Below are 22,410 nucleotides of genomic sequence, written 5' to 3' on the forward strand. Positions count from 1 at the left end.
CGTCGAGCCCCGTCACCGAGGGGGTCGAGCCATGGGGCGCGGCCGGGCCAAGGCCAAGCAGACGAAGGTCGCCCGCCAGCTGAAGTACAACAGCGGCGGGACTGACCTGTCGCGTCTGGCCAACGAGCTGGGCGCTTCGACTTCGAGCCAACCGCCGAACGGCGAGCCGTTCGAGGACGACGACGAAGACGATGACGACCCGTACGCCCAGTACGCGGATCTCTATAACGACGACGATGACGACGACGACGGAGACCAGTCCGGTCCCGCGTCGCGACATCGTCGCGGTGCTTGACCCGACGGTCTCAGCAGTTCACCGGTCCGTCCGGCTGTTCTTGCGACTGCACCTCACCCGGTCCGGGGCCTCAGCGCCGGACCGGGTTTCGTGCTGACCGTCAGGAGTAGTCGCCAACCAGCTCGGCGCCGGTCGCCCTGGTGCCGCGCTCGGTGATCTCACCGGCGACCCAGGCTTCGACGCCCCGGTCGGCGAGGGTCGCGAGGGCGACGTCCGCGGACTCCTCGGGGACGATCGCGATCATGCCGACGCCCATGTTGAGGGTCTTCTCCAGCTCCAGGCGCTCGACCTGGCCGGTCCTGCCGACGAGGTCGAAGACCGGGGCAGGCGTCCAGGTGGAGCGGTCCACGACGGCGTGCAGCTCGTCGGGGACGACCCGGGCCAGGTTGGCGGCGAGGCCGCCGCCCGTGATGTGCGAGAAGGCGTGCACCTCGGCGGTCCTGGTGAGCGCCAGGCAGTCAAGGGAGTAGATCTTGGTGGGCTCCAGCAGCTCCTCGCCGAGCGTGCGGCCGAACTCCTCGATCCGCGTGTCGAGGGCGAGCCCGGCCTGCTCCAGCAGGACGTGCCGGACCAGCGAGTACCCGTTCGAGTGAAGCCCGGAGGCGGCCATGGCGATGACCGCGTCCCCCGTACGGATGCGGTCGGGGCCGAGCAGCCGGTCGGCCTCCACGACGCCCGTACCGGCGCCGGCGACGTCGAAGTCGTCCGCGCCGAGCAGCCCCGGGTGTTCGGCCGTCTCGCCGCCCACCAGGGCGCAGCCGGCCAGCACACAGCCTTCGGCGATGCCCTTGACGATGGCGGCGACCCGCTCGGGGTGGACCTTGCCGACGCAGATGTAGTCGGTCATGAAGAGCGGCTCGGCGCCGCAGACGACGATGTCGTCCATGACCATGGCGACCAGGTCGTGGCCGATGGTGTCGTACACGCCGAGCCGGCGGGCGATGTCGACCTTGGTGCCGACGCCGTCCGTGGCGGAGGCCAGCAGGGGCCGCTCGTAGCGCTTGAGGGCGGAGGCGTCGAAGAGGCCGGCGAAGCCGCCGAGGCCGCCGAGGACCTCGGGGCGCTGCGTCTTCTTCACCCACTCCTTCATCAGCTCGACGGCGCGGTCGCCCGCCTCGATGTCGACGCCCGCGCTCGCGTAGCTGGCACCGGCGCCCGGAAGCGGAGCGCGCTGATCAAACTCAGCAGACATGGGGTGAGAACTTTCGTGTCGTCCTGCGGGGGCTTACGGGCGACGGATCGCGTCGGCCGCTGCCGTGCCGGCCGGACCGGCCGCCAGCTCGGTCTCCAGGAGCTGCTTGCCGAGCAGCTCGGGGTCCGGGAGCTCCATCGGGTACTCGCCGTCGAAGCAGGCGCGGCAGAGGTTCGGCTTGGCGATCGTGGTCGCCTCGATCATGCCGTCGATGGAGATGTACGAGAGGGAGTCGGCGCCCAGCGAGGTGCCGATCTCCTCGATCGTCATGCCGTTGGCGATCAGCTCGGCGCGGGTGGCGAAGTCGATGCCGAAGAAGCACGGCCACTTGACCGGCGGCGAGGAGATCCGGATGTGGACCTCGGCGGCGCCCGCCTCGCGGAGCATGCGGACCAGGGCGCGCTGGGTGTTGCCGCGCACGATCGAGTCGTCGACGACGACCAGGCGCTTGCCCTTGATGACTTCCTTGAGCGGGTTCAGCTTCAGGCGGATGCCGAGCTGCCTGATGGTCTGCGAGGGCTGGATGAAGGTCCGGCCGACGTAGGCGTTCTTGACGAGGCCGTTGCCGAACGGGATGCCGGAGGCCTCCGCGTAGCCGACCGCGGCCGGCGTGCCGGACTCCGGGGTCGCTATCACCAGGTCGGCCTCGACCGGGGCCTCCTTGGCGAGGCGGCGGCCCATCTCGACGCGGGAGAGATAGACGTTGCGTCCGGCGATGTCGGTGTCGGGGCGGGCCAGGTAGACGTACTCGAAGACACAGCCCTTGGGCTTCGCGTCCGCGAATCGTGAGCTGCGCAGGCCGTTCTCGTCGATCGCGATGAACTCGCCCGGCTCGATCTCGCGGACGTAGCTTGCGCCGCAGATGTCGAGGGCGGCGGACTCGGAGGCGACGACCCAGCCGCGCTCCAGGCGGCCGAGGACCAGCGGGCGGATGCCCTGCGGGTCGCGGGCCGCGTAGAGGGTGTGCTCGTCCATGAAGACGAGGCTGAAGGCGCCGCGCACCTTCGGGAGCACCGCGTGCGCGGCCTCCTCGATGGTCAGGGGCTTGCCGTCCTCGTCGGCCTGGGCGGCGAGGAGCGCGGTCAGCAGGTCGGTGTCGTTGGTCGCCGCGACGCGCGGGGTCCGGCCGCCCTCCTGCTTGGGCAGGTCGGCGACCATCTCGGCGAGCTGCGCCGTGTTGACGAGGTTGCCGTTGTGGCCGAGCGCGATGGAGCCGTGCGCTGTGGCACGGAACGTCGGCTGGGCGTTCTCCCACACGGAGGCGCCGGTGGTCGAGTAGCGGGCGTGTCCGACCGCGATGTGACCCTGGAGCGATCCGAGCGAGGTCTCGTCGAAGACCTGGGAGACCAGGCCCATGTCCTTGAAGACGAGGATCTGGGAGCCGTTGCTGACCGCGATTCCCGCGGATTCCTGGCCCCGATGCTGGAGGGCGTAGAGCCCGAAGTACGTGAGCTTGGCGACCTCTTCGCCCGGAGCCCAGACACCGAAGACGCCGCAAGCGTCCTGGGGGCCCTTCTCGCCGGGGAGCAGGTCGTGGTTGAGTCGTCCGTCACCACGTGGCACGGCACCGAGTGTAGGCGAGATCGACCACTGGTCCGAATTGGGGATACTCGCGCCTAGTGGATCTCCGATGCCGCGACGGCGTCGACGGTTTCGCCGTTCTTGCTGGTCAGCGTGAGGGTGCGGTGGTCGATCCGGTAGTCGACCCGGCCGTCGAAGAGGCGCAGGAGGGCCTTCTCGGTCTTCATGAGTGAGGTGTCGCACATCATGCGGGTGGTGGACGGCCTGCCGAGGGTGATATGCCCGTCGCGGACCGTGGCGCCGGCGGTGACCTTGTTGCAGCCGAGACTGCCGCTGACCTTGGCGGCCTTGGTGTCGAAGGTCAGCCGGGCGCCGGTTTTCGCGGGGACGGCGGTGGCGGTGCCGTCGGCACCCAGTGCCGTGACCGTCCAGGCGGTGCCGCGCAGCGGGGCGTCCGGCTCCTTGGTGAGGTGGACGCGGTCGCCGTCGTCGGTGGTGAGGGTCAGCCGGTCGCCGGTGCCCTTCAGGGCGAGCGGGCCCGCGCCGAGGGTCGCGGAGAGCCGGCGCTCGAAGTCCGTCGGGGTGTCGTCGCAGGCCATGCCGGTCGACTCCAGCCGGCCGAAGGAGACGCGGTCGCCGGTGACGGACGCCTCGCCGCCGAAGGTGTTGCAGCCGAGGTCGCCGCTGGTCCTGCCGTTGTCGTCGATGCGGAGGTAGGCGCCCGCCGGTGCCTCGCTGGTCCGGCCGTCGGCGGTGAGGCTGTCGACGCTCCAGTGCACGCCCTTGACGGAGGGGCCCGCGCCGACCGAGGAACTGTCCGCTTTCTGCGCACCGCACGCGACGACGAGCGGGAGCACGGTGAGGGCCGCCAGGGTCAGTCGGTGTGTGTTCATGACGATGGGACGGGAGAGACCCGGTACCGGTTCCGCCGGGCGGGTTCAGCCCAGCAGCGGCAGCAGCCCGCCCAGGTCGGCCCGTTCGCCGCTCGCGCTGACCTTCGCGTCGTCGAGCGCGTCCCGCCAGGAGAGCCGTCCGGTGGCGAGCCTGATCCAGGTGAGCGGGTCGGTCTCGACGACGTTGGGCGGGGTGCCGCGGGTGTGCCGGGGCCCCTCGACGCACTGCACGACGGCGAACGGCGGGACGCGCACCTCGGTGGAGCCTCCGGGCGCCTTCGCGGCGAGGGCGTCGGCGAGCAGCCGGGTGCAGGCGGCCAGGGCCTGCCGGTCGTAGGGCACGTCGAGCCCCGGCACGGCGGCGTTCAGGTCGTCGGTGTGGACGACGAGTTCGACGGTGCGGGTGACCAGGAGGTCCGCGAGGGAGAGGGCGCCGGTGCGGGTGGCGACCAGGCGGTGGTCGGGGGCGGCGGCGAGCGCGTCGGTCAGGCGCTGGGCCGCGCCGTCGTAGAGGGCGTCGAGGCCGCCGGGTCCCGCGTGGGCCGCGGCCAGTCGACGGGTGTCGTCCGCGATGGCGTCGGCGCGCCCGGCGGTGGCGGACGGCCACTCCAGGAGCGTCAGTCCTGCCTTCGGCGGCTCGGGGCTCGCGAGGCCGCGGCCGACGGCGTCCACGGCCATCGTCAGATGCGCGGCCACCTCGCCGACGGTCCAGTCGCCGAGCCGGGTCGGCGCGGCCGACTGCGCGGGCGTCAGGGTGCGGACGGCGTCCCGCACGTGCCCGAACTGGGCGAGGACGGCGGCACGGGTCCTGGCGGGGTCGTAGCTGCGGGGGCGCTTCTTGGCCGGGGGCATGGGGTGAGCCTATTGCGGGCCCGGGGCGGCCCTGGCGGGGGACCGGGTCAGGCCGGGCGGCGGGCGTAGTCGCCGAGGCCGTGCTCCACCAGGGCGAAGGCGTGCGCGGCGCGGGCGGCGGCGTCGGCGGCGACCGTGTCGACGCTCTCGCCCGCGTCGATCCGCCGGTGGTGCTCCTCGACGAGGGCGTTGCGGGCCGCGGTGAGGGTGGCGGCGGCGATCAGGGCCTGGACGGCGTCGCCGGTCTCCCCGGTGAGCAGGTCGGCGAGTTCCCGCGCGCCCTTCTCGGAGGACGCGTAGGCGCGTTCCCTGAGCGCGGGGGTGGTCATCATGACGCGGCGGATGCGGCGGCCGAACGGTTCGGCGTGCAGGCCGATCGAGGGGTCGCGGGCCGTGACCATCTCCAGGAAGTCGCGGCGCACCGCCTCCAGCGCGGACTCGCCGGGGAGCCGGTCGCGGACGGCGCGGACGGCGTCCTGGAAGTGCTCCTCCATCGGCCGGAAGATCAGATCCTCCTTGGAGCCGTAGTAGTTGAAGACGGTCATCTTGGAGACCTCGGCGGCGTCCGCGATCTCCTGCACGGAGACCTCGTCGAAGCCGCGCTCGTCGAACAGGGCGAGGGCGGTGCGGTGGATCCGCAGTGCCGTCTCGGCCTTCTTGCGTTCGCGCAGCCCCGGCGCCCCGTCAGCCATGACGGCACCGTACCAAGACCGGTCCGGCCCCCCGGAGCATTCATGTACCGAGAATAAATATTGACTCGGTACACAAATATCGGGCACAGTGCCGCTCATGACCGAGACTCAGCGGAAAATCGGCCTCCTCGTCTGCCTCGTGACGATCGTCCTGGCCATCCTCGACCTCCAGATCGTGTCCGCGGCCACCGTCCCGATCGCCCGCGACCTCGACCCGGGCCACGGCATCGACTCGATCCCCTGGCTGGTCAGCGCCTACGCGCTGGCCTCGGCGGCGATGCTGCCGCTCTACGGCAAGCTCTGCGACGTCGTCGGCCCGAAACGCGTCTTCACCGGCGCCATCGCCGTCTTCCTGGCCGGCTCCGCGCTCTGCGGCGCCGCCCAGTCCATGGGCCAGCTCATCGCCGCCCGCGCGGTGCAGGGACTCGGCGGCGGCGGACTGATGAGCGTGACCATGGTGGTCATCGCCCACCTCCGCGGCCCCGGCGACCAGGACAGCGGCAAGGGCGCCACCGCGGGCGGGCTCGTCTCCGGCGCCGCGATGGCCGTCGGACCCTGGGTCGGCGGCCTGCTCGCCGACCACGCGAGCTGGCGGTGGATCTTCTACGTCAACCTGCCGGTCGGCCTCGCCGTCCTGGTCGGCTCCGCCGTCGCCCTGAGACTCCCCGAGCGGCACGTCAGGCGCCCGCTCGACTGGGCGGGCGCCGCGCTCGCCGCCGTCTTCTCCAGCTCGCTGCTGCTGGTGACCGACTGGGGCGGCGGCCGGTACGCCTGGTCGTCACCCGTCGTCCTCGCCCTGATCGCCACCACCGCGCTCGCCCTCGCCCTGTTCGTGCGCCGGCAGCTCTCGGCGCCCGACCCGGTGCTCCCGCTCTCCCTGTTCCGCGTCCGCGAACTGCGCCTCGGCTTCGGCGTGCAGGCCGTCCTCGGCGCCTCGATGACCGGCGCCATCTACTACGTGCTCGTCTACCTCCAGGTGGTGCGCGGCATCGCCAGCTCCGCCGCCGCCCTCTACCTGGTCCCGATGGCGTTCGGCCTCGCCGCCGGCGGACTGCTGACCGGGCCGCTCGCCGCCCGCGGCTGGACCGCCAGGACCTCCGCGATCGCCGGCACCGCCACCTCGTCCGTCGCCTTCGCGCTGCTCGCCGCCACCACAGGGCCCGACACCTCGCTCTGGCTGATCCGCGCCGAACTCCTGCTGATCGGGGCCGGGTTCGGGCAACTGCTCGGCCAACTGGTGGTGCTCGTCCAGAACGCGGCCCCGGCCGGGCGGCTCGGCGTCGCCACCACCTCCGTGCGCTACTTCCAGACCCTCGGCAACGCCCTGGGCACCGCCCTGTTCGGCACCGTCCTGACCCGGCTGTACGCCGACCGGGGGCCGGGCGGCGACGTGACGGCGCTGGCCGGGCTGACCGGCGCCGCCCGCGCGAGCGGCCTGCGGGCCTTCGTCGACGCGACGGGCGTGGTGTTCTGGAGCGGCGCCGCGCTGATGGCGCTGGCCACCGTGCTGGCGCTGCGGCTGCCCAGGACACCGGAGCGCGCTCCCGCACAGGACGGCGACCGGGTCGCCGCGTGACGAGGGCCCCGCCGGTCGACCGGCGGGGCCCTCGTCAGCGGTGCGGGTCAGGCGAGCAGCGCCGGGATGGTGCCCTCGTGCGCCGCGCGCAGCTCGTCGAGCGGCAGCTCGAACTCGCCCTGCAGCTCGACCGACGTGCCGTCCACGACACCGACGCGGGTCGCGGGCAGACCCCGCGCGCCGCACATGTCGGTGAACCGCAGCTCCTCCGAGCGCGGTACGGCGACGAGCGCGCGGCCCGCCGACTCCGAGAACAGCAGCGTGAACGCGTCGAGACCGTCCGGGACGATCAGCCGGGCGCCCTTGCCGCCGAGCAGCGCCGACTCCACGACCGCCTGGATCAGACCGCCGTCGGAGAGGTCGTGCGCCGCGTCGACCATGCCGTCGCGGGAGGCCGAGATCAGGATCTCGCCGAGCAGCCGCTCCCGCTCCAGGTCGACCTTCGGGGGCAGTCCGCCGAGGTGCTCGTGGACCACCTGCGACCAGGCGGAGCCGTCGAACTCCTCGCGGGTGTCGCCGAGGAGGTAGAGCAGCTGCCCGTCCTCCTGGAAGGCGACCGGGGTGCGCCGGGCCACGTCGTCGATGACGCCGAGCACCGCGACGACCGGCGTCGGGTGGATGGCGACCTCGCCGGTCTGGTTGTAGAGGGAGACGTTGCCGCCGGTCACCGGGGTGCCCAACTGGAGGCAGCCGTCGGCGAGTCCGCGCACGGCCTCCGCGAACTGCCACATCACCGCGGGGTCCTCGGGGGAGCCGAAGTTGAGGCAGTCGGAGACGGCGAGCGGCTTGGCGCCGGTCGTCGCCACGTTGCGGTAGGCCTCCGCCAGCGCCAACTGGGCGCCGGTGTACGGGTCGAGCTTCGCGAACCGCCCGTTGCCGTCGGTGGCGATGGCGACGCCGAGGCCGCTCTCCTCGTCGATCCGGATCATCCCGGAGTCCTCGGGCTGGGCGAGCACCGTGTTGCCCTGCACGAAGTGGTCGTACTGCGAGGTGATCCAGGACTTGGACGCCTGGTTCGGCGAACCGACCAACTGGAGGACCTGCGCCCGCAGTTCGGCGCCGTCGGCGGGCCTGGCCAGCGTGGCGGCGGTGTCGGCCTGGAGCGCGTCCTGCCAGTCGGGGCGGGCGTAGGGGCGCTCGTATACCGGGCCGTCGTGGGCGACCGTGCGCGGGTCGACGTCGACGATCTTGCCGCCGTACCAGAAGATCTCCAGCCGGTCGCCGTCGGTGACCTCGCCGATGACCGTGGCGATGACGTCCCACTTCTCGCAGATCGCGAGGAACCGGTCGACCTTCTCCGGCTCGACGACCGCGCACATCCTCTCCTGCGACTCGCTCATGAGGATCTCCTCGGGCGAGAGCGTGGAGTCGCGCAGCGGGACGTCGTCCAGGACGACCCGCATGCCGCCGGAGCCGTTGGACGCCAACTCGCTGGTGGCGCAGGAGAGTCCGGCCGCGCCGAGGTCCTGGATGCCGACGACCAGCTTCTCGGCGAACGCCTCCAGGGTGCACTCGATGAGGAGCTTCTCCTGGAACGGGTCGCCGACCTGCACGGCCGGGCGCTTGGACGGCTTGGCGTCGTCGAAGGTCTCGGAGGCGAGGATGGAGGCGCCGCCGATGCCGTCGCCGCCGGTCCTCGCCCCGTACAGGATGACCTTGTTGCCTGCGCCCGACGCCTTCGCGAGGTGGATGTCCTCGTGCCGCATCACACCGATGGCGCCGGCGTTGACCAGCGGGTTGCCCTGGTAGCAGGCGTCGAAGACGACCTCGCCGCCGATGTTGGGCAGGCCCAGGCAGTTGCCGTAGCCGCCGATGCCCGCGACCACGCCGGGCAGCACCCGCTTGGTGTCGGGGTGGTCGGCGGCGCCGAACCGCAGCGGGTCGACGACCGCGACCGGGCGGGCGCCCATCGCGATGATGTCCCGCACGATGCCGCCGACGCCGGTGGCCGCGCCCTGGTAGGGCTCGACGTAGGACGGGTGGTTGTGCGACTCGACCTTGAAGGTGACCGCGTAGCCCTGGCCGACGTCCACCACACCGGCGTTCTCGCCGATGCCGACGAGGAGCGCGTCGGAGTGCGGGGCCTTCTCGCCGAACTGGCGCAGATGGACCTTGGAGGACTTGTACGAGCAGTGCTCGGACCACATCACCGAGTACATGGCCAGCTCGGCGCCGGTCGGGCGGCGGCCGAGGATCTCCACGACCCGCTCGTACTCGTCCTTCTTCAGGCCGAGTTCGGCCCAGGGCAGCGCGACGTCAGGGGTTTCGGCCGCGTGCTCGACCGTGTCCAGAGGCGTCCGGCTCATGCGTTGACCAGCTTCTTGAGGATCGAGGTGAAGAACGGCAGGCCGTCGGTACGACCGGTACCGATCAGCGACTCGACGGCGTGCTCGGGGTGCGGCATGAGACCGACGACGTTGCCGGCCGCGTTGGTGATGCCCGCGATGTCGCGCAGCGAGCCGTTGGGGTTCATCCCGAGGTAGCGGAAGACGACCCGCCCCTCGGCCTCCAGCTCGTCGAGCGTGCGCTCGTCGGCGACGTACCGGCCGTCCATGTTCTTCAGCGGGATGTGGATCTCCTGGCCGGCCTCGTAGTCGCCGGTCCAGGCGGTGTCCGCGTTCTCCACCCGCAGCTTCTGGTCGCGGCAGATGAAGTGCAGGTGGTTGTTGCCGAGCATGGCGCCCGGCAGCAGGTGGGCCTCGGTGAGGACCTGGAAGCCGTTGCAGATGCCGAGCACCGGCAGCCCGGCCCTCGCCTGCTCGATGACGGTCTCCATCACCGGTGAGAAACGCGAGATGGCGCCGGCCCGCAGATAGTCGCCGTAGGAGAACCCGCCGGGCAGCACCACGGCGTCGACCTGGTGGAGGTCCTTGTCCTTGTGCCACAGGGCGACCGGTTCGGCGCCCGCGAGACGGATCGCCCGCTGGGTGTCCCGGTCGTCGAGACTGCCGGGGAAAGTGACGACGCCAATACGAGCGGTCACTTGGCGGCCTCCGCGACTTCCGCCGCCTCTTCGACCTTGACGGTGAAGTCCTCGATCACCGTGTTGGCGAGGAAGGATTCCGCAAGATCGTGGATGCGGGCGAGCGCGGCCTCGTCGACCGGCCCGTCAACTTCCAGTTCGAATCGCTTTCCCTGACGTACATCGGAGATGCCTTCGAAACCCAGCCGCGGCAGTGCGCGCTGCACCGCCTGGCCCTGGGGGTCGAGGATCTCCGGCTTGAGCATGACGTCGACTACGACGCGTGCCACTGGCACTCCCGGTGTTGTGGTGCTGAGCAGGTTCCTACAAGTGACTTCAGACTACCCGCACAAAATTTCTACGCGGGTAGCGTTGGAGGAAGCTACGTGACGGCCGTCACGGACGCGTGGAAGGGTGTCCGTGGTCGAAAAGTTCCGGGAAAGATCCGAGATCGACACCCGATACCTATTGCGCTCGGACACGCGGGAGGATTTAGTCGAGCTTCACATTGCAATGCAAGGCACTGTACAAATGAATTTGGCAACGTGCCGTACGGAGGGACCGATATTCGTGGCGCAGAAGGTCGTGGTCACGCTCTCTGACGACATCGACGGCTCGGAAGCGGCGGAAACGATCGCCTTCGGACTCGACGGCAAGTCGTACGAGATCGACCTGAATCAAACCAATGCCAGGAAACTGCGTAAGGCGCTGGCGCCGTACGTGGAAGCCGGCCGCAAGCGGTCGCGCTCCGGCAAGACCTACCGGCAGACGGAGGTCGCCCCCGACCCCGCCGCCGTCCGCGCCTGGGCCCAGGCCAACAAGATGGACGTACCGGCCCGCGGGCGCATCCCCAAGAAGGTGTACGAGGCTTTCAGCGCGGCCCAGTGAACGGCGGGCCGCCGAGGGGCCGACGACCGGTCATCGGCCCCTCGGGAGAACCGACTTGCGTTGCACCCCTCTGGGTCGGCTAGAGTCTGGAGCACGCCGAGGGGCGAGGCCGAAAGGCCCGGTCCGAGGAGTACATGCGGGTGTAGTTCAGTAGTAGAACATCCCCCTTCCAGGGGGAAGGCGCAGTGTGCAATTCCTGTCACCCGCTCTGCACCGCCGGTCCTGACCAGTCCTCTGGCTCAGGTACGCTGGTGCCCGCGCCGATCGGTGGGAGCCGGTCGGAAGCAATGCGGACGTAGCTCAGTTGGTAGAGCGCAACCTTGCCAAGGTTGAGGTCGCGAGTTCGAGCCTCGTCGTCCGCTCGTGACGAAGACCCCGGTCCATCGGACCGGGGTCTTCGCGTTGTCCCGACGACACCGTTCGGCTTCCGCCTTCCGTGTTCAGCTTGCCGTCTTCCGGCTTCCGGCTTCCTTCCGGCCTCCCCGCTGTTCTTCTGACATTTGTCATGGCGGGCGATGACACCGCGCACTGCCGACGGGACCCGTCCGGCGGAACGCTGAGGACATGGCAACCCACGACATCCACGAACACGAACACGTGATTGAGGTCACCGACCTCCACCGCGTCTACGGGGGCGGGTTCGAGGCCGTACGCGGAATCGGCTTCCAGGTCGGCCGCGGTGAGGTCTTCGCGCTGCTCGGCACCAACGGCGCGGGCAAGACCTCCACCGTCGAAGTACTCGAAGGACTCGCCCCGGCCAGCTCGGGCCGGGTGCGGGTGCTCGGCCACGACCCGTACACCGAACGCGGTGCCGTCCGCCCGCGCACCGGCGTCATGCTCCAGGAGGGCGGCTTCCCCTCCGAACTGACCGTCACCGAGACCGCCAGGATGTGGGCGGGCTGCGTGAGCGGGGCGCGGCCCGAGGCCGAGGTCCTCGACCAGGTCGGGCTCGGCGGGCGCGGCGACGTCCGGGTCAAGCAGCTCTCCGGCGGCGAACGGCGCCGCCTCGACCTCGCGCTCGCCCTGCTCGGCGACCCCGAGGTGCTGTTCCTCGACGAGCCGACGACCGGACTCGACGCCGAAGGGCGCCGCGCCACCTGGGAGTTGGTGCGCCAACTGCGCGCCACCGGCACCACGGTGCTGCTGACCACGCACTACCTGGAGGAGGCCGAGAACCTCGCCGACCGGCTCGCGATCATGCGGGAGGGACGGATCGCCGTCACCGGAACCCCCGCCGAGGTCACCGCCGCCCAGCCCGCCCGCATCTCCTTCCGACTGCCCGACGGCTACCACCTCGGCGACCTGCCGCCGCTCGGCGCGCTCGGCGTCTCGGGGCACGAGCTCGACGGGAACGTCGTCCGGCTGCGCACCCGGGAACTGCAACGGGCCGCCACCGGACTGCTGACCTGGGCCGAAGGCGCCCGGGTCGAACTGCGCGGACTCGACGTGCGGTCCGCGTCCCTCGAGGAAGCGTTCCTCGGGATCGCCCAGCAGCAGGCCGGAGCGCGGCAGAACCCGGCCGCCCAGGACGCGAAGCCGGAGGCCCTCGCATGAACGACGTCATGGACGACGCCGCGAACAGCGGCACGGACAGCACCGCGACCACCGGCGCGGGCCGCACCGCTCGCGGCGCCGCGCACGCCACCGTGCCGCCCGCAGGACGGGCCACCCCGGGCCGCAGGCTGCGCGCCCTGGCCCGCGCCGAACTGACCCTGCTCGGGCGCAACCGCACCGCCGTCTTCACCGCGCTGCTGGTGCCGCTGGCGCTGCCGTTCAGCGTCCGGCCCGCCCTCGACCAGCTCGACCTCAAGGGCCAGGGGCTCAGCGTCGGCACGGTCCTGCTGACCGCCGCGATCGGCTTCGCCTTCCTCTTCGCCGTCTACACCTCCCTGGTCAGCGCCTATGTCTCGCGCCGCGAGGAACTCGTCCTCAAGCGGCTGCGCACCGGGGAGATCGGCGACACCGAGATCCTGATCGGCACCGCGCTGCCCTCCCTGTGCGTCGGCCTCGCGCAGTGCGTGATCGTCGCCGTCGGCTGCGGGCTGCTCCTGGGGACCGGGGCGCCCGAGGAGCCGTTGCTCGCGGTGCTGGGGGTGGTGCTCGGGCTCGTGCTGAGCGCGGCGCTCGCGGCGGTCACCGCCGGCATCACCAGGACCGTGGAGAGCGCCCAGGTCACCGCGTTGCCGCTGATGTTCCTCTCGATGCTCGGCTCCGGGATGGCCGTGCCGCTGGAGACGCTGCCCGACCGGCTCGCCGACATCTGCCGGTTCCTGCCGCTCTCCCCCGCCGTCCGGCTGGTGCAGGGCGGCTGGACCGGCCGGCTGAGCGGCCAGGAGACGCTGGTCACCCTGGTGATCGCGCTGGCCTGGACCGCGCTGGCCGTGTTTGCTGTACAGCGGTGGTTCCGCTGGGAGCCGAGGCGCTGAGCCGGGCACAGGTCCGCGCCCCGGCCGTCGTCCGCGCCCCGGAACGGAGACCGGTGCCGGCCGGGACACCGGTGACGGCGAGGAGACCGATGACGGCCGGGACGACGGGTGCGGCGACGACGGCGACAGCGGCGACAGCGGCGACAGCGACGACAGGGGCCGCGGTGGGAGCGGACACGGTGACGGGAACGGGAACGGGAGCGACGGGGATGATGCGCGGTCCTGGGGGCTGGTGGCACCGCAAGAGCACGCCCGCGAAGTTCGAGACGTACACCCGGTGGTCGTTCCACTTCCTCGCCGCGGTGGAGGTCCCGAGCATCGGCCTGCCGGCCTTCGGCGCGCTCGGAGCGGCCCTCGGTACCCTGCTGCTGGGGCTGACGGCGGTGCACGCGACGGTGTCCATGGTCACGGTGTCACAGGGCCTCGACTGGACCCGGGGCAGGCGCCCGCAGCCCGTGCGGCTGCTGTGGACGCTGGCCGCCGTCACCGCGGCCGCCGGGCTCACCGCGCTCCTCGTCGCCCGCTCGGAGCCGGACAGCGACCGCCTCGCGAGCGCCACCGGCATGGTCTTCGGGATCGTCGTGGTCGTCGGCGCCGGGATCTCCGCCCTCGGCATGCGCGGAGGGCGCCGGATCGCCGCCCTGGTGGCCGGGTACGGCCTCACCTCCTGCGCGCTCGCCTTCGCCCTCGGGGTGCCGTGGTTCGCGGCGCTGATCACCGGGGGCGGCGTGCTGGTCGGCGGCGGCTTCATCGCCTTCACCGCCTTCTTCTCCATCTGGCTGCTCGACGCGGTCTACGCCCTCGACGAGGCCCGCGAGACCCGGGCCAGGCTCGCCGTCGCCGAGGAGCGGCTGCGGTTCGGGCGCGACCTGCACGACGTGATGGGCCGCAACCTCGCCGTCGTCGCCCTCAAGAGCGAACTCGCCGTCCAGCTCGCCCGGCGCGGGCGGCCCGAGGCCGTGGAGCAGATGGTCGAGGTGCAGCGGATCGCGCGCGAGACGCAACGGGAGGTCAGGGACGTCGTTCGGGGCTACCGCGAGGCCGACCTCGGGGTCGAACTCGCCGGTGCGCGCGGGGTGTTGGCGGCGGCCGGGATCACCTGCGAGGTGCGGGGCGAGCCGTCAGGGCTGCCCGACCAGGTGCAGTCGGCGCTCGGCTGGGTGGTCAGGGAGGCCACCACGAACGTGCTGCGGCACGGCAACGCCGGACGGTGCGCGGTCCGTCTGGAGACCAGGGAGGGTCGAGTGGTGTTGACGGTGGAGAACGACGGCGCCGGTGACGTGCGCGGCAGCGGCGGCTCCGGGCTCGCCGGGCTGCGCGAGCGGCTGGCCGAGGTGGGCGGCACCCTGGAGGCGGGCCCCGCGGACGGCGACCTGTTCCGGCTGGTCGCCGAGGTCCCGCTGGCCGTACAGGAGGTACCGGCGTGAGTGTGCGGGTGCTGCTCGCCGACGACGAGCATCTGATCCGGGGCGCGCTGGCCGCGCTGCTGGGCCTCGAGGACGACCTCGTCGTGGTCGCCGAGGCCGCGTCGGGGCCCGAGGCCCTGGCCATGGCGCGGGCCCACGAACCGGACGTCGCGGTCCTCGATCTCCAGATGCCCGGCGCGGACGGTGTGAAGGTCGCCACATCCCTGCGCGGCGAACTGCCCGGCTGCCGGGTCCTCATCGTCACCAGCCACGGCCGCCCGGGACATCTGAAACGGGCCCTCGCCGCCGGTGTGCGGGGATTCGTCCCGAAGACGGTGAGCGCCCAGCGGCTCGCCGAGATCATCCGCACGGTGCACGCCGGAAACCGGTACGTCGACCCGGAGTTGGCCGCCGACGCGATCGCCTCCGGCGACTCGCCGCTGACCGCGCGGGAGGCCGAGGTGCTGGAACTCGCCGCCGACGGCGCACCCGTGGCGGAGATCGCCGAGCGGGCCGCGCTGTCCCAGGGGACCGTGCGCAACTACCTGTCGTCCGCCGCCACCAAACTGGGCGCGGAGAACCGGCACACGGCGGTGCGGCTCGCGCGGGAGCGAGGTTGGGTATAGTTGCTCTCGCGCCACGGCGCAGTGCGGACGTAGCTCAGTTGGTAGAGCGCAACCTTGCCAAGGTTGAGGTCGCGAGTTCGAATCTCGTCGTCCGCTCCGTACAGAAGGCCCCCGGGAGACCGGGGGCCTTCTGCGTTGCGGGAGCCTTCTGGGCGGCATGAGCCTTCTCTGCCGCGGGGGCTCCGTCTGCGGACGCCTTCTCTGCCGCGAGGGTCGCCGTTGCGGACGCCCTCTCTGCCGCGGCGGGGCCGGCGCCGGTCGGCGTCGGCCCCGGGTGTCGCTACGACCAGCTCAGGCCGGTCAGGAGTTCGTACGCCTCCAGGTACTTGGCGCGCGTCGCGTCGACGACCTGCTGCGGCAGCGCGGGCGGCGGGCGCTCGCCGGTGCGGTCCCAGCCGGAGGCGGGCGAGGTCAGCCAGTCCCGCACGAACTGCTTGTCGTACGACGGCTGCGCGCGCCCCGGCTGCCACCGGTCGGCCGGCCAGAACCGGGACGAGTCCGGGGTGAGGACCTCGTCGGCGACGACCAGCGTGTCGCCGTCGAAGCCGAACTCGAACTTGGTGTCCGCGAGGATGATCCCGCGCTCCCTCGCGATGTCGCGGGCCCGCGCGTAGACGGCCAGGGTCGTCTGCCGCAGCTCGGCCGCGGTGTCGGCGCCGACCTGGCGGGCGACCTCCTCGTACGACACGTTCTCGTCGTGCTCGCCGACGGCGGCCTTGGTCGCCGGGGTGAAGATCGGGGCGGGCAGCTCCGAGCCGTCGACCAGGCCCTCGGGCAGGGCGAGACCGCAGACGGTGCGGGAGGCGTCGTACTCGACGAGGCCCGAGCCGGTGAGGTAGCCGCGGGCCACGCACTCGACCGGGACCATCTCCAGGGACTTGCACACCAGGGTCCTACCGGCCCAGTCGGCGGGGGCGCCCGGCGGCAGCTCGGTGCTCAGGACGTGGTTCGGGACCAGGTCGGCGAGCTGGTCGAACCACCACAGCGACAGCCGCGTCAGCACCCGGCCCTTGTCGGGGATCTCGGTGGGCAGCACCCAGTCGTAGGCGGACATGCGGTCACTGGCGACCATCACGAGGTCACCGGCGTCGTTGCGGTACAGCTCGCGCACCTTGCCGGTGTGCAGGTGCACCAGGCCCGGAACCTGGAGCGGCTCGGGCTTTTCGACGAATCCGGACACGTTGCCTCCTGTGGTTCTGTCCAACTGGCTCGATTCTCCCGTACCCGGGGTGGGCGAGGGGCGTGGGGTGGGCCGCGGCGGGCCGGTGGCCGGCCCTGGGAGCCGTCGCGAGGCGGCGGTGGCGGGCCCCGGCGGTCAGTCGCGTTTGCAGATACGGTCCAGCAGGTTGGCGGTGGCGCGCTGCACACGGGCGTCCACATGGCCGGGGCGGTCGAGGAACGGCGTCCAGGCGAAGGTGCCCGACGCGAAGACGAGCGCGCCGGACGGGGCCCGGTACAGGGACGTCTCCTGGTGGCGCAGGACGCCGTCCGTGTCGGTGTACGGGGAGTGCGCGAGCAGCATGCGGTCGTCGTGCTCGGGCAGCGCGGTGCGCGGGAAGTAGCGGTCGGCCTCGCCCGCGACCAGTCCCTCGATCGGGTCGCCCTCGTGCGCGCCGGTCGCCTCCCACAGCCAGTGGTCGGCGTTGCGGACGATCAGCGGGCTCGGCTCGGGCACCCGGCCCGCGTACTGGATGCCCATCACCTGCTGCTCGGGGCGGTCGATCTCGCGCCACAGCACGGGCCTGCCGGGGCCCCGGCGTTTGCGGCAGGTCAGCAGCCGCTCCGGGGCGCCGGACGGCGAAGGACCCAACTCCACCTGCCAGTAGAGGGTGTTGGCGGAGAGGAAGACCAGGGAGGTGCCGTGGTCGCGGGCCTGCTCCACGGTGCGACGCATGGCGGCCGACCAGTACTCGTCGTGGCCGGGGAAGACCAGTCCCCGGTAGCGGGTGGGGTCGACATGGCCCGCGTGCAGATCGCGGGCGTCGGCGTAGGCGAGGTCGTAGCCGTACCGCTCGGCCCAGCGGATGAAGTCGTAGGCGTGGCCGACGTGCAGCGGCAGCCCCGCGCCCGCGTAGGGGCGGTCGAAGGAGACGGTCGTCGCCGCGTCCGCCTCGCCGAGCAGCCGGCCCCGCTCGTCCCAGGCGTGGTAGAAGCTGGCGCCGGTACGGCCGTCCTCCGGGTACAGGTTGTACGCCTGCCAGGTCACGTCAGGCAGCACCAGCAGCAGATCGGCCGGGTGCTGGTCGCGGACCGTGAACGGGATGTGGGAGCGGTAGCCGTCGACGGTGGTGAGGACGGCGACATAGGCGCCGATGCTCCAGTACGACGGGATCTGCAACCGCCAGGACAGCCACCAGTGGTGGCAGGAGACGGTGCGGTCCGCGGTGAGCGGCGCGGGCTGGACGATGCCGGAGAGCCGCGGGCTGGTGGTGATCTTCGCGGCGCCGTCGCCGCCGTAGTGGCCGATGCGGTAGATGTCGACGGCGAACTCCTGGGGCGGGTCGACCGTGATGTGGAAGTCGACGGCCTCGCCCGGGGTGATCACGCTGGTGGAGATGAAGCCCTTGATCTGCCGGCCCACGTCGTCGGCGGCCCGGGGCCCCGGGAAGCGGGCCTTCTCGCCGGCCCGCGGGCCGGGGGCGCGGGAGGGAGCGCCGGGGCGCGGGCCGGTGGTGCGGAGGTGGTGCTCGCCGGGGCGGTGGCCTGGGGCGCGGGAGTTCCCGTCGCCGGGGGCCGTGGACCGCTGGTCGGCGGCGTCCACGTACCAGGCGACGACGCGGCCGGTGTCGCCGAAGTAGGTCTCGCCGCCGCGGAGCCAGGGGACCGGGCCCTGGCCGAAGGGGTCGTTGACGGCGTGTGCGAGCGCCCCGGACTCCCAGCGGCGCACGTGCGCCGACGACTCCGCCGATTTCGACGACTCCGACGACTCCGACGACTCCGACGACTCCGACGACATGGTGGATCCCCTCCCTCATGCCCCCGTTGTCCCGTGCCTGGTACGTGTGGCCTGTCGTGTGGCCGGTCCCAGCACATCACATACCGCACGCGGCCGGTCACAGCTCGTCGCTAATCGGCGGAAAGTGGAAGCGGCTGTTCCCGTCTGGTTCCGGGGTGGGCGTCAGACCAGTCGGACCGGCTTCTCCGCGCGTATGCCGGAGGCGGCCAGCCAGGCCCGCAGCGGTGCCGGGTCGCCGTCCTCCACGAGGCTGAGGACGCGGGGGGCCAGGTCCTTCGTCCGCTCGCCGCCGAACAGCAGGGAAGGCCCGTCGAGCCAGTCGAGCCCCGGGGCGGCGCCGGCCGTGTCCATGGCGGCGCAGCACACCATCGCGGTGACGTGGTCGGCGAGCAGCTCTCTGGCCGTGCGGGGCGGCTGGAGCGGGAAGAGGGGGAGGCCGCCGTCGTCCCACAGGGCGGCGTCGGGGGTGGCCTCGGGCCGACCGGTGGCGGAACCCGCGCCGCCACCGGCGGTGGCCTCCTCACGGGCCAACTCGGTGGTGAGCCGAGCGGCGAGCACGGCCCCGCGCTCGTTGCGGGGAACGGCCTCCTCTTCGGGGAAGAGGTTGCTCTCGGCGGGGTCGTGGGGGGTGTGGGGGTCGTGGGGGGTGGGTTCGTGAGGGGAGTGGGGGGGCTGGGGGTGTTCGTGGGGGGTGGGGGCTGTCTCGCCGTGGGCTGTCTCGCTGTGGGGTGTCCCGCCGTGGGGTGTCCCGCCGTGGGCGGTGTCCGTGGGGCGGTTCGCCGTGGGGGCGCTGTCCGTGCGGGCGGTGCCCGTAGGAACGTTCTCCGTGGGGCCGTTCGCCGTGCGGGCCGTGTCCGTGGGGCCGTTCGTCGCGGGGGCGCTGTCCGTACGGGTGCTCTCCGTCCGGGTGGTCTCCGTGCCGGTGCTCTCCGTGCCAGTGGTCTCGCCGGGGGGCGGGCCGCCCGAGGCCGTTCCGTCGGCGGGGTCCGTGTTCTCCGGTATGGGGGTGCGGGGCGTCGGCTGGGGCAACGTCAGGTGTTCCAGGACGCGGGACAGGGTCGGGCCCTGGGCGGGGCGGGAGGCGATGGGGGCGGGGGCGGCGGCGTCGTCGTGCCCGGCGAAGGTGTCGTGCGGCGTCGGGGCACCGTGCGGGGTCGGGCGGTCATGTGAGGTCAGGGCGTCGTGCGAGGTCGGAGTCTCCGGCGGGGCGAAGGTGTCGTGCGTGGCCAGGGTGTCCAGGACGCGGTGCAGGCGGGCCGCGTCGGTGCGCCACTTGCGGTCGACGACCTCCTCCGGGTACTCCTCCCAGTCCACCGGGGCCCAGTCGGGGCCGGACTCGGCGGGGCCGCCGTGGAAGAGGCGGGCGGCGAGCAGGGACGTGGCCTCGTCGATGACGCCGGGTTCGTCGAGCAGATCGCAGGCCGGGCGTTCGCCGAGGCGGGAGGCGAAACCCTCCGCCAGCCGGTCGCGCCGGGACAGCTCGGTGAGGGCGGCGACGACACCCGCGTCGAGCCGGGACGGCCAGCGCCCCATCCGCCAGGCAGGCAGCGCGACCCGGGTGAGCAGCCGGTCCCAGCCCGCGTACGCGAGCCCGACCTGTTCCTGCGCGACGATCCGCAGCCCGTAGTCCACGGCCTGGGCGCGCTCGGCCGCCGCCGCGGCAACCCCGCGCTCCATCTGCGCCGCGTGCTCGCGGCAGGCCCGCAGCAGCAGCCGGGCGCTCCAGCCCACACCGGCCCTGACCGGCCGTGTCAGGGTGCGGCGACCGGGCGTCGCGGCGACCGCGACGGCGGCGTCGAGGCCCCGCACGAAGCGGCGGGCTGCGGCTATGTCCGGGTGCGCGGACGGTCCCGTACCGGCGACCACCGGGGCGAGCACCGCGCGCAGTTCACCGACCCGCATCCACCACAGGAAGGGCGAGCCGATGACGAGGACCGGCGCGGCGGCGGTGCGTCGGTGCGCGGCGCGCGCGCCCGCTATCTCGTCCCGCTCCTCGGTCGGGGGCGTGCCGTGCGACGGGTGGGTGCGGTCCTCGAGCCAGCTGTCGCAGTCGGGGGTGAGGGCTATCGCGGACGGTGCCGGGACGTCGAGCCGGTCGGCGAGGTCACGCACCATCCGGTAGAGGTCGGGCGCGCTCTCCTCGGGGATCGCGACGGTGGGGCTCACGGCGGGGCGGGCCCTGGCGACCACCAGGCCGACGGCGCCCGCGGCGAGCAGCACGAGGACGGCGAGCGGGGTCATGACCCAGCGTGCCGTGTGCCAGAACGGCCCCACCAGATGCTCCGTCCAACCGCCGGCCAGCAGCACCACGGCGACCGCCGCGGGCAGCAGGGCCACCGCAAGCGCGCGGCTGCGGACCCGCAGCACCGCGAGAGCCCTGGCACGCGCGCCGCGTGCGCCCGCTTCCTCACCGATCCCGTTACCGGTCACGACCCGACCTCACCCCCTCCCTGGAACCCTGGCCGCCCCGACAGCCCTGGCCGACCTGACGGTCCTGGCTGCCGTGCCGGTCCTGGCTGTCGTGGCCTTCGTTGCTGTCGTGGCCTTTGTTGCCGTCGTCGCGTTGCTCACTCCCCCACTGTGGCAGCCGCCACTGACATCGCAATGCCGGTGGGCCAAGTGCCGGAACGCTTGCGCCGCACCCTAGTTGGGGCCCCGGCCGGAGTCAGCCGGATGGGCCATCGGTCACTCGATGGAATGGCTTTGGGGAGAGGTGGATGACAGAGGGCAAGGATCAGGCCCCGAATCCAGAGACGGATTCGGGGCCTGCGAGGTTGGTGCGGACCGGGGCTCGGTGCCCGGGTTCTCCTGATCCTCAGGCTTCGGACGCCGCTTTCGCCGCGATGTCCGTGCGGTGCTGGGAGCCGTCGAGCCGGACCCGGGCGAGGGCCCGGTAGGCGCGGTCCCTGGCCTCGGTGAGGTCGGCGCCCGCCGCCGTGACCGACAGCACCCGGCCGCCGGCGCTGACGACGGCGTCACCGTCGTGCCGGGTGCCGGCGTGCAGCACGTACGCGTGCGGGGCGTCCTCGGCGGCCACCGCGTCGAGGCCGGTGATCGGGTCGCCGGTGCGCGGGGTGCCGGGGTAGTTGTGCGAGGCGATGACGACGGTGACGGCGGCGTCGTCGCTCCAGCGCAGCGGCGGGAGGTCGGCGAGGGTGCCGTTGGCGGCGGCGAGCAGGACACCGGCCAGCGGCGTCTTCAGGCGGGCCAGCACGACCTGGGTCTCCGGGTCGCCGAACCGGGCGTTGAACTCGATGACCCGCACGCCCCTGCCGGTGATGGCGAGCCCGGCGTAGAGCAGCCCCGAGAACGGGGTGCCGCGGCGCCGCATCTCGTCGACCGTCGGCTGGAGAACCGTTTCGAGGACCTCGTCGACGAGCTTGGCGTCGGCCCACGGGAGCGGCGAGTAGGCGCCCATGCCGCCGGTGTTGGGGCCCTCGTCGCCGTCCAGCGCGCGCTTGAAGTCCTGGGCGGGCTGGAGCGGGAGGACCGTCACGCCGTCGGTGATGGCGAAGAGGGAGACCTCGGGGCCGTCGAGGAACTCCTCGATGACGACCCGCTCGCAGGCGTTGGCGTGCGCGCGGGCGGCGTCGAGATCGCCGGTGACGACGACGCCCTTGCCGGCCGCGAGCCCGTCGTCCTTGACGACGTAGGGCGCCCCGAAGGCGTCGAGCGCCTCCTCGACCTCGGCGGGTGTCGTGCAGACGTACGAGCGGGCGGTGGGGACGCCCGCGCCCGCCATGACGTCCTTGGCGAAGGCCTTGGACCCCTCGATTTGCGCGGCCTCCCCGGAGGGTCCGAACACCGGGATGCCCGCCGCGCGCACGGCGTCGGCGACCCCGGCGACCAGCGGCGCCTCCGGGCCGACGACGACGAGGTCGGCGTCCAGCTCAGTGGCGAGCGCGGCGACGGCGGCGCCGTCGAGGGCGTCGACCTGGCGCAGCTCGGCGACCTCGGCGATTCCGGCGTTGCCGGGCGCGCAGTGCAGCGCGGTGACCGCGGGGTCGAGGGACAGGGAACGGCACAGGGCGTGTTCGCGGGCGCCGCCACCGATGACAAGGACCTTCACGGGGTCAGCCTAACGGCCTGGGGGTGCCGTCCTTCGTGCGGGCGTCCGAGAACCAG

At 72.5% G+C, this 22,410-nt stretch carries 19 protein-coding genes and 3 tRNA genes; 10 read left to right on the top strand and 12 right to left on the bottom strand.

Features of this window, described 5'->3' with window-relative positions:
- Nucleotides 1–31 precede the first annotated feature (31 nt).
- Nucleotides 32–295: a DUF3073 domain-containing protein gene (locus DDJ31_RS18750; RefSeq protein WP_127179143.1), complete on the top strand. Its 264-nt coding sequence runs from the start codon at nt 32–34 to the stop codon at nt 293–295.
- A 100-nt stretch (nt 296–395) separates the two neighbouring features.
- On the opposite strand, the gene purM is transcribed toward DDJ31_RS18750, so the two are convergent.
- Genes purM through DDJ31_RS18775 form a run of 5 tightly spaced genes read right to left on the bottom strand, consistent with a single transcriptional unit; the run spans nt 396 to nt 5,445 of the window.
- A complete protein-coding gene (gene purM, locus DDJ31_RS18755; protein WP_127179142.1) occupies nt 396–1,487 on the bottom strand; it encodes a phosphoribosylformylglycinamidine cyclo-ligase in 1,092 nt (363 codons plus the stop codon).
- Nucleotides 1,488–1,520: 33 nt separating this feature from the next.
- Entirely contained in the window at nt 1,521–3,050 is a 1,530-nt protein-coding gene (purF, locus tag DDJ31_RS18760; RefSeq protein WP_127179141.1) for an amidophosphoribosyltransferase, read from the bottom strand.
- A gap of 53 nt (nt 3,051–3,103) precedes the next feature.
- Nucleotides 3,104–3,901: an META domain-containing protein gene (locus DDJ31_RS18765; RefSeq protein ID WP_127179140.1), complete on the bottom strand. Its 798-nt coding sequence runs from the start codon at nt 3,899–3,901 to the stop codon at nt 3,104–3,106.
- A gap of 45 nt (nt 3,902–3,946) precedes the next feature.
- Nucleotides 3,947–4,753, bottom strand: coding sequence for a maleylpyruvate isomerase family mycothiol-dependent enzyme (locus DDJ31_RS18770; protein ID WP_127179139.1), 807 nt, complete (start codon nt 4,751–4,753; stop codon nt 3,947–3,949).
- A gap of 47 nt (nt 4,754–4,800) precedes the next feature.
- On the bottom strand, nt 4,801–5,445 hold the full coding sequence (locus DDJ31_RS18775) for a TetR/AcrR family transcriptional regulator (protein ID WP_127179138.1): 645 nt from the start codon (nt 5,443–5,445) through the stop codon (nt 4,801–4,803).
- A gap of 97 nt (nt 5,446–5,542) precedes the next feature.
- On the opposite strand from DDJ31_RS18775, the gene DDJ31_RS18780 reads away from it, so the two are divergent.
- Nucleotides 5,543–7,021, top strand: coding sequence for an MFS transporter (locus DDJ31_RS18780; RefSeq protein ID WP_127179137.1), 1,479 nt, complete (start codon nt 5,543–5,545; stop codon nt 7,019–7,021).
- A 47-nt stretch (nt 7,022–7,068) separates the two neighbouring features.
- On the opposite strand, the gene purL is transcribed toward DDJ31_RS18780, so the two are convergent.
- Genes purL through purS form a run of 3 tightly spaced genes read right to left on the bottom strand, consistent with a single transcriptional unit; the run spans nt 7,069 to nt 10,273 of the window.
- On the bottom strand, nt 7,069–9,327 hold the full coding sequence (gene purL / locus DDJ31_RS18785) for a phosphoribosylformylglycinamidine synthase subunit PurL (RefSeq protein ID WP_127179136.1): 2,259 nt from the start codon (nt 9,325–9,327) through the stop codon (nt 7,069–7,071).
- Nucleotides 9,324–10,004, bottom strand: a complete 681-nt coding sequence (gene purQ, locus DDJ31_RS18790; protein ID WP_127179135.1) for a phosphoribosylformylglycinamidine synthase subunit PurQ — start codon at nt 10,002–10,004, stop codon at nt 9,324–9,326. The genes purL and purQ overlap by 4 nt, the downstream gene beginning before the upstream one ends.
- Nucleotides 10,001–10,273 carry a phosphoribosylformylglycinamidine synthase subunit PurS gene (gene purS / locus DDJ31_RS18795; RefSeq protein WP_067056252.1) on the bottom strand — a complete coding sequence of 91 codons (273 nt, stop codon included), beginning with the start codon at nt 10,271–10,273 and terminating at the stop codon, nt 10,001–10,003. Before purS ends, purQ begins: the two co-directional genes overlap by 4 nt.
- A 280-nt stretch (nt 10,274–10,553) precedes the next feature.
- Between purS and DDJ31_RS18800 the strand changes: the two genes are divergently transcribed.
- From DDJ31_RS18800 to DDJ31_RS18835, 8 genes are all read left to right on the top strand, one after another.
- Nucleotides 10,554–10,871, top strand: coding sequence for a histone-like nucleoid-structuring protein Lsr2 (locus tag DDJ31_RS18800; RefSeq protein WP_127179134.1), 318 nt, complete (start codon nt 10,554–10,556; stop codon nt 10,869–10,871).
- Nucleotides 10,872–11,007: 136 nt separating this feature from the next.
- Nucleotides 11,008–11,079 (top strand) — tRNA-Gly (locus tag DDJ31_RS18805).
- Between the two features lie 81 nt (nt 11,080–11,160).
- Nucleotides 11,161–11,233 (top strand) — tRNA-Gly (locus DDJ31_RS18810).
- A 202-nt stretch (nt 11,234–11,435) separates the two neighbouring features.
- Nucleotides 11,436–12,425, top strand: a complete 990-nt coding sequence (locus DDJ31_RS18815; protein ID WP_127179133.1) for an ABC transporter ATP-binding protein — start codon at nt 11,436–11,438, stop codon at nt 12,423–12,425.
- Nucleotides 12,422–13,297 carry an ABC transporter permease gene (locus DDJ31_RS18820; protein WP_127179132.1) on the top strand — a complete coding sequence of 292 codons (876 nt, stop codon included), beginning with the start codon at nt 12,422–12,424 and terminating at the stop codon, nt 13,295–13,297. The genes DDJ31_RS18815 and DDJ31_RS18820 overlap by 4 nt, the downstream gene beginning before the upstream one ends.
- A gap of 212 nt (nt 13,298–13,509) precedes the next feature.
- Nucleotides 13,510–14,724: a sensor histidine kinase gene (locus DDJ31_RS18825; RefSeq protein ID WP_127182714.1), complete on the top strand. Its 1,215-nt coding sequence runs from the start codon at nt 13,510–13,512 to the stop codon at nt 14,722–14,724.
- Nucleotides 14,725–14,726: 2 nt separating this feature from the next.
- A complete protein-coding gene (locus DDJ31_RS18830; RefSeq protein WP_127182713.1) occupies nt 14,727–15,329 on the top strand; it encodes a response regulator transcription factor in 603 nt (200 codons plus the stop codon).
- Between the two features lie 23 nt (nt 15,330–15,352).
- Nucleotides 15,353–15,425 (top strand) — tRNA-Gly (locus tag DDJ31_RS18835).
- A gap of 184 nt (nt 15,426–15,609) precedes the next feature.
- Here DDJ31_RS18835 and DDJ31_RS18840 read toward each other — a convergent pair.
- The 4 genes from DDJ31_RS18840 to purD all read right to left on the bottom strand — a co-directional run bounded on the left by DDJ31_RS18840 (nt 15,610) and on the right by purD (nt 22,354).
- Nucleotides 15,610–16,509 carry a phosphoribosylaminoimidazolesuccinocarboxamide synthase gene (locus tag DDJ31_RS18840; RefSeq protein WP_127179131.1) on the bottom strand — a complete coding sequence of 300 codons (900 nt, stop codon included), beginning with the start codon at nt 16,507–16,509 and terminating at the stop codon, nt 15,610–15,612.
- 135 nt (nt 16,510–16,644) lie between these two features.
- Nucleotides 16,645–18,285 carry a N,N-dimethylformamidase beta subunit family domain-containing protein gene (locus DDJ31_RS18845; protein WP_240678153.1) on the bottom strand — a complete coding sequence of 547 codons (1,641 nt, stop codon included), beginning with the start codon at nt 18,283–18,285 and terminating at the stop codon, nt 16,645–16,647.
- Between the two features lie 162 nt (nt 18,286–18,447).
- Nucleotides 18,448–20,715 carry a hypothetical protein gene (locus tag DDJ31_RS18850; protein ID WP_127179128.1) on the bottom strand — a complete coding sequence of 756 codons (2,268 nt, stop codon included), beginning with the start codon at nt 20,713–20,715 and terminating at the stop codon, nt 18,448–18,450.
- A gap of 385 nt (nt 20,716–21,100) precedes the next feature.
- Nucleotides 21,101–22,354 (bottom strand): phosphoribosylamine--glycine ligase, encoded by a 1,254-nt coding sequence (purD, locus tag DDJ31_RS18855; protein ID WP_127179127.1) that lies wholly within the window; start codon nt 22,352–22,354, stop codon nt 21,101–21,103.
- Between the last annotated feature and the right edge of the window lie 56 nt (nt 22,355–22,410).

It is taken from the genome of Streptomyces griseoviridis (assembly GCF_005222485.1).
Taxonomy (GTDB): domain Bacteria; phylum Actinomycetota; class Actinomycetes; order Streptomycetales; family Streptomycetaceae; genus Streptomyces; species Streptomyces hintoniae.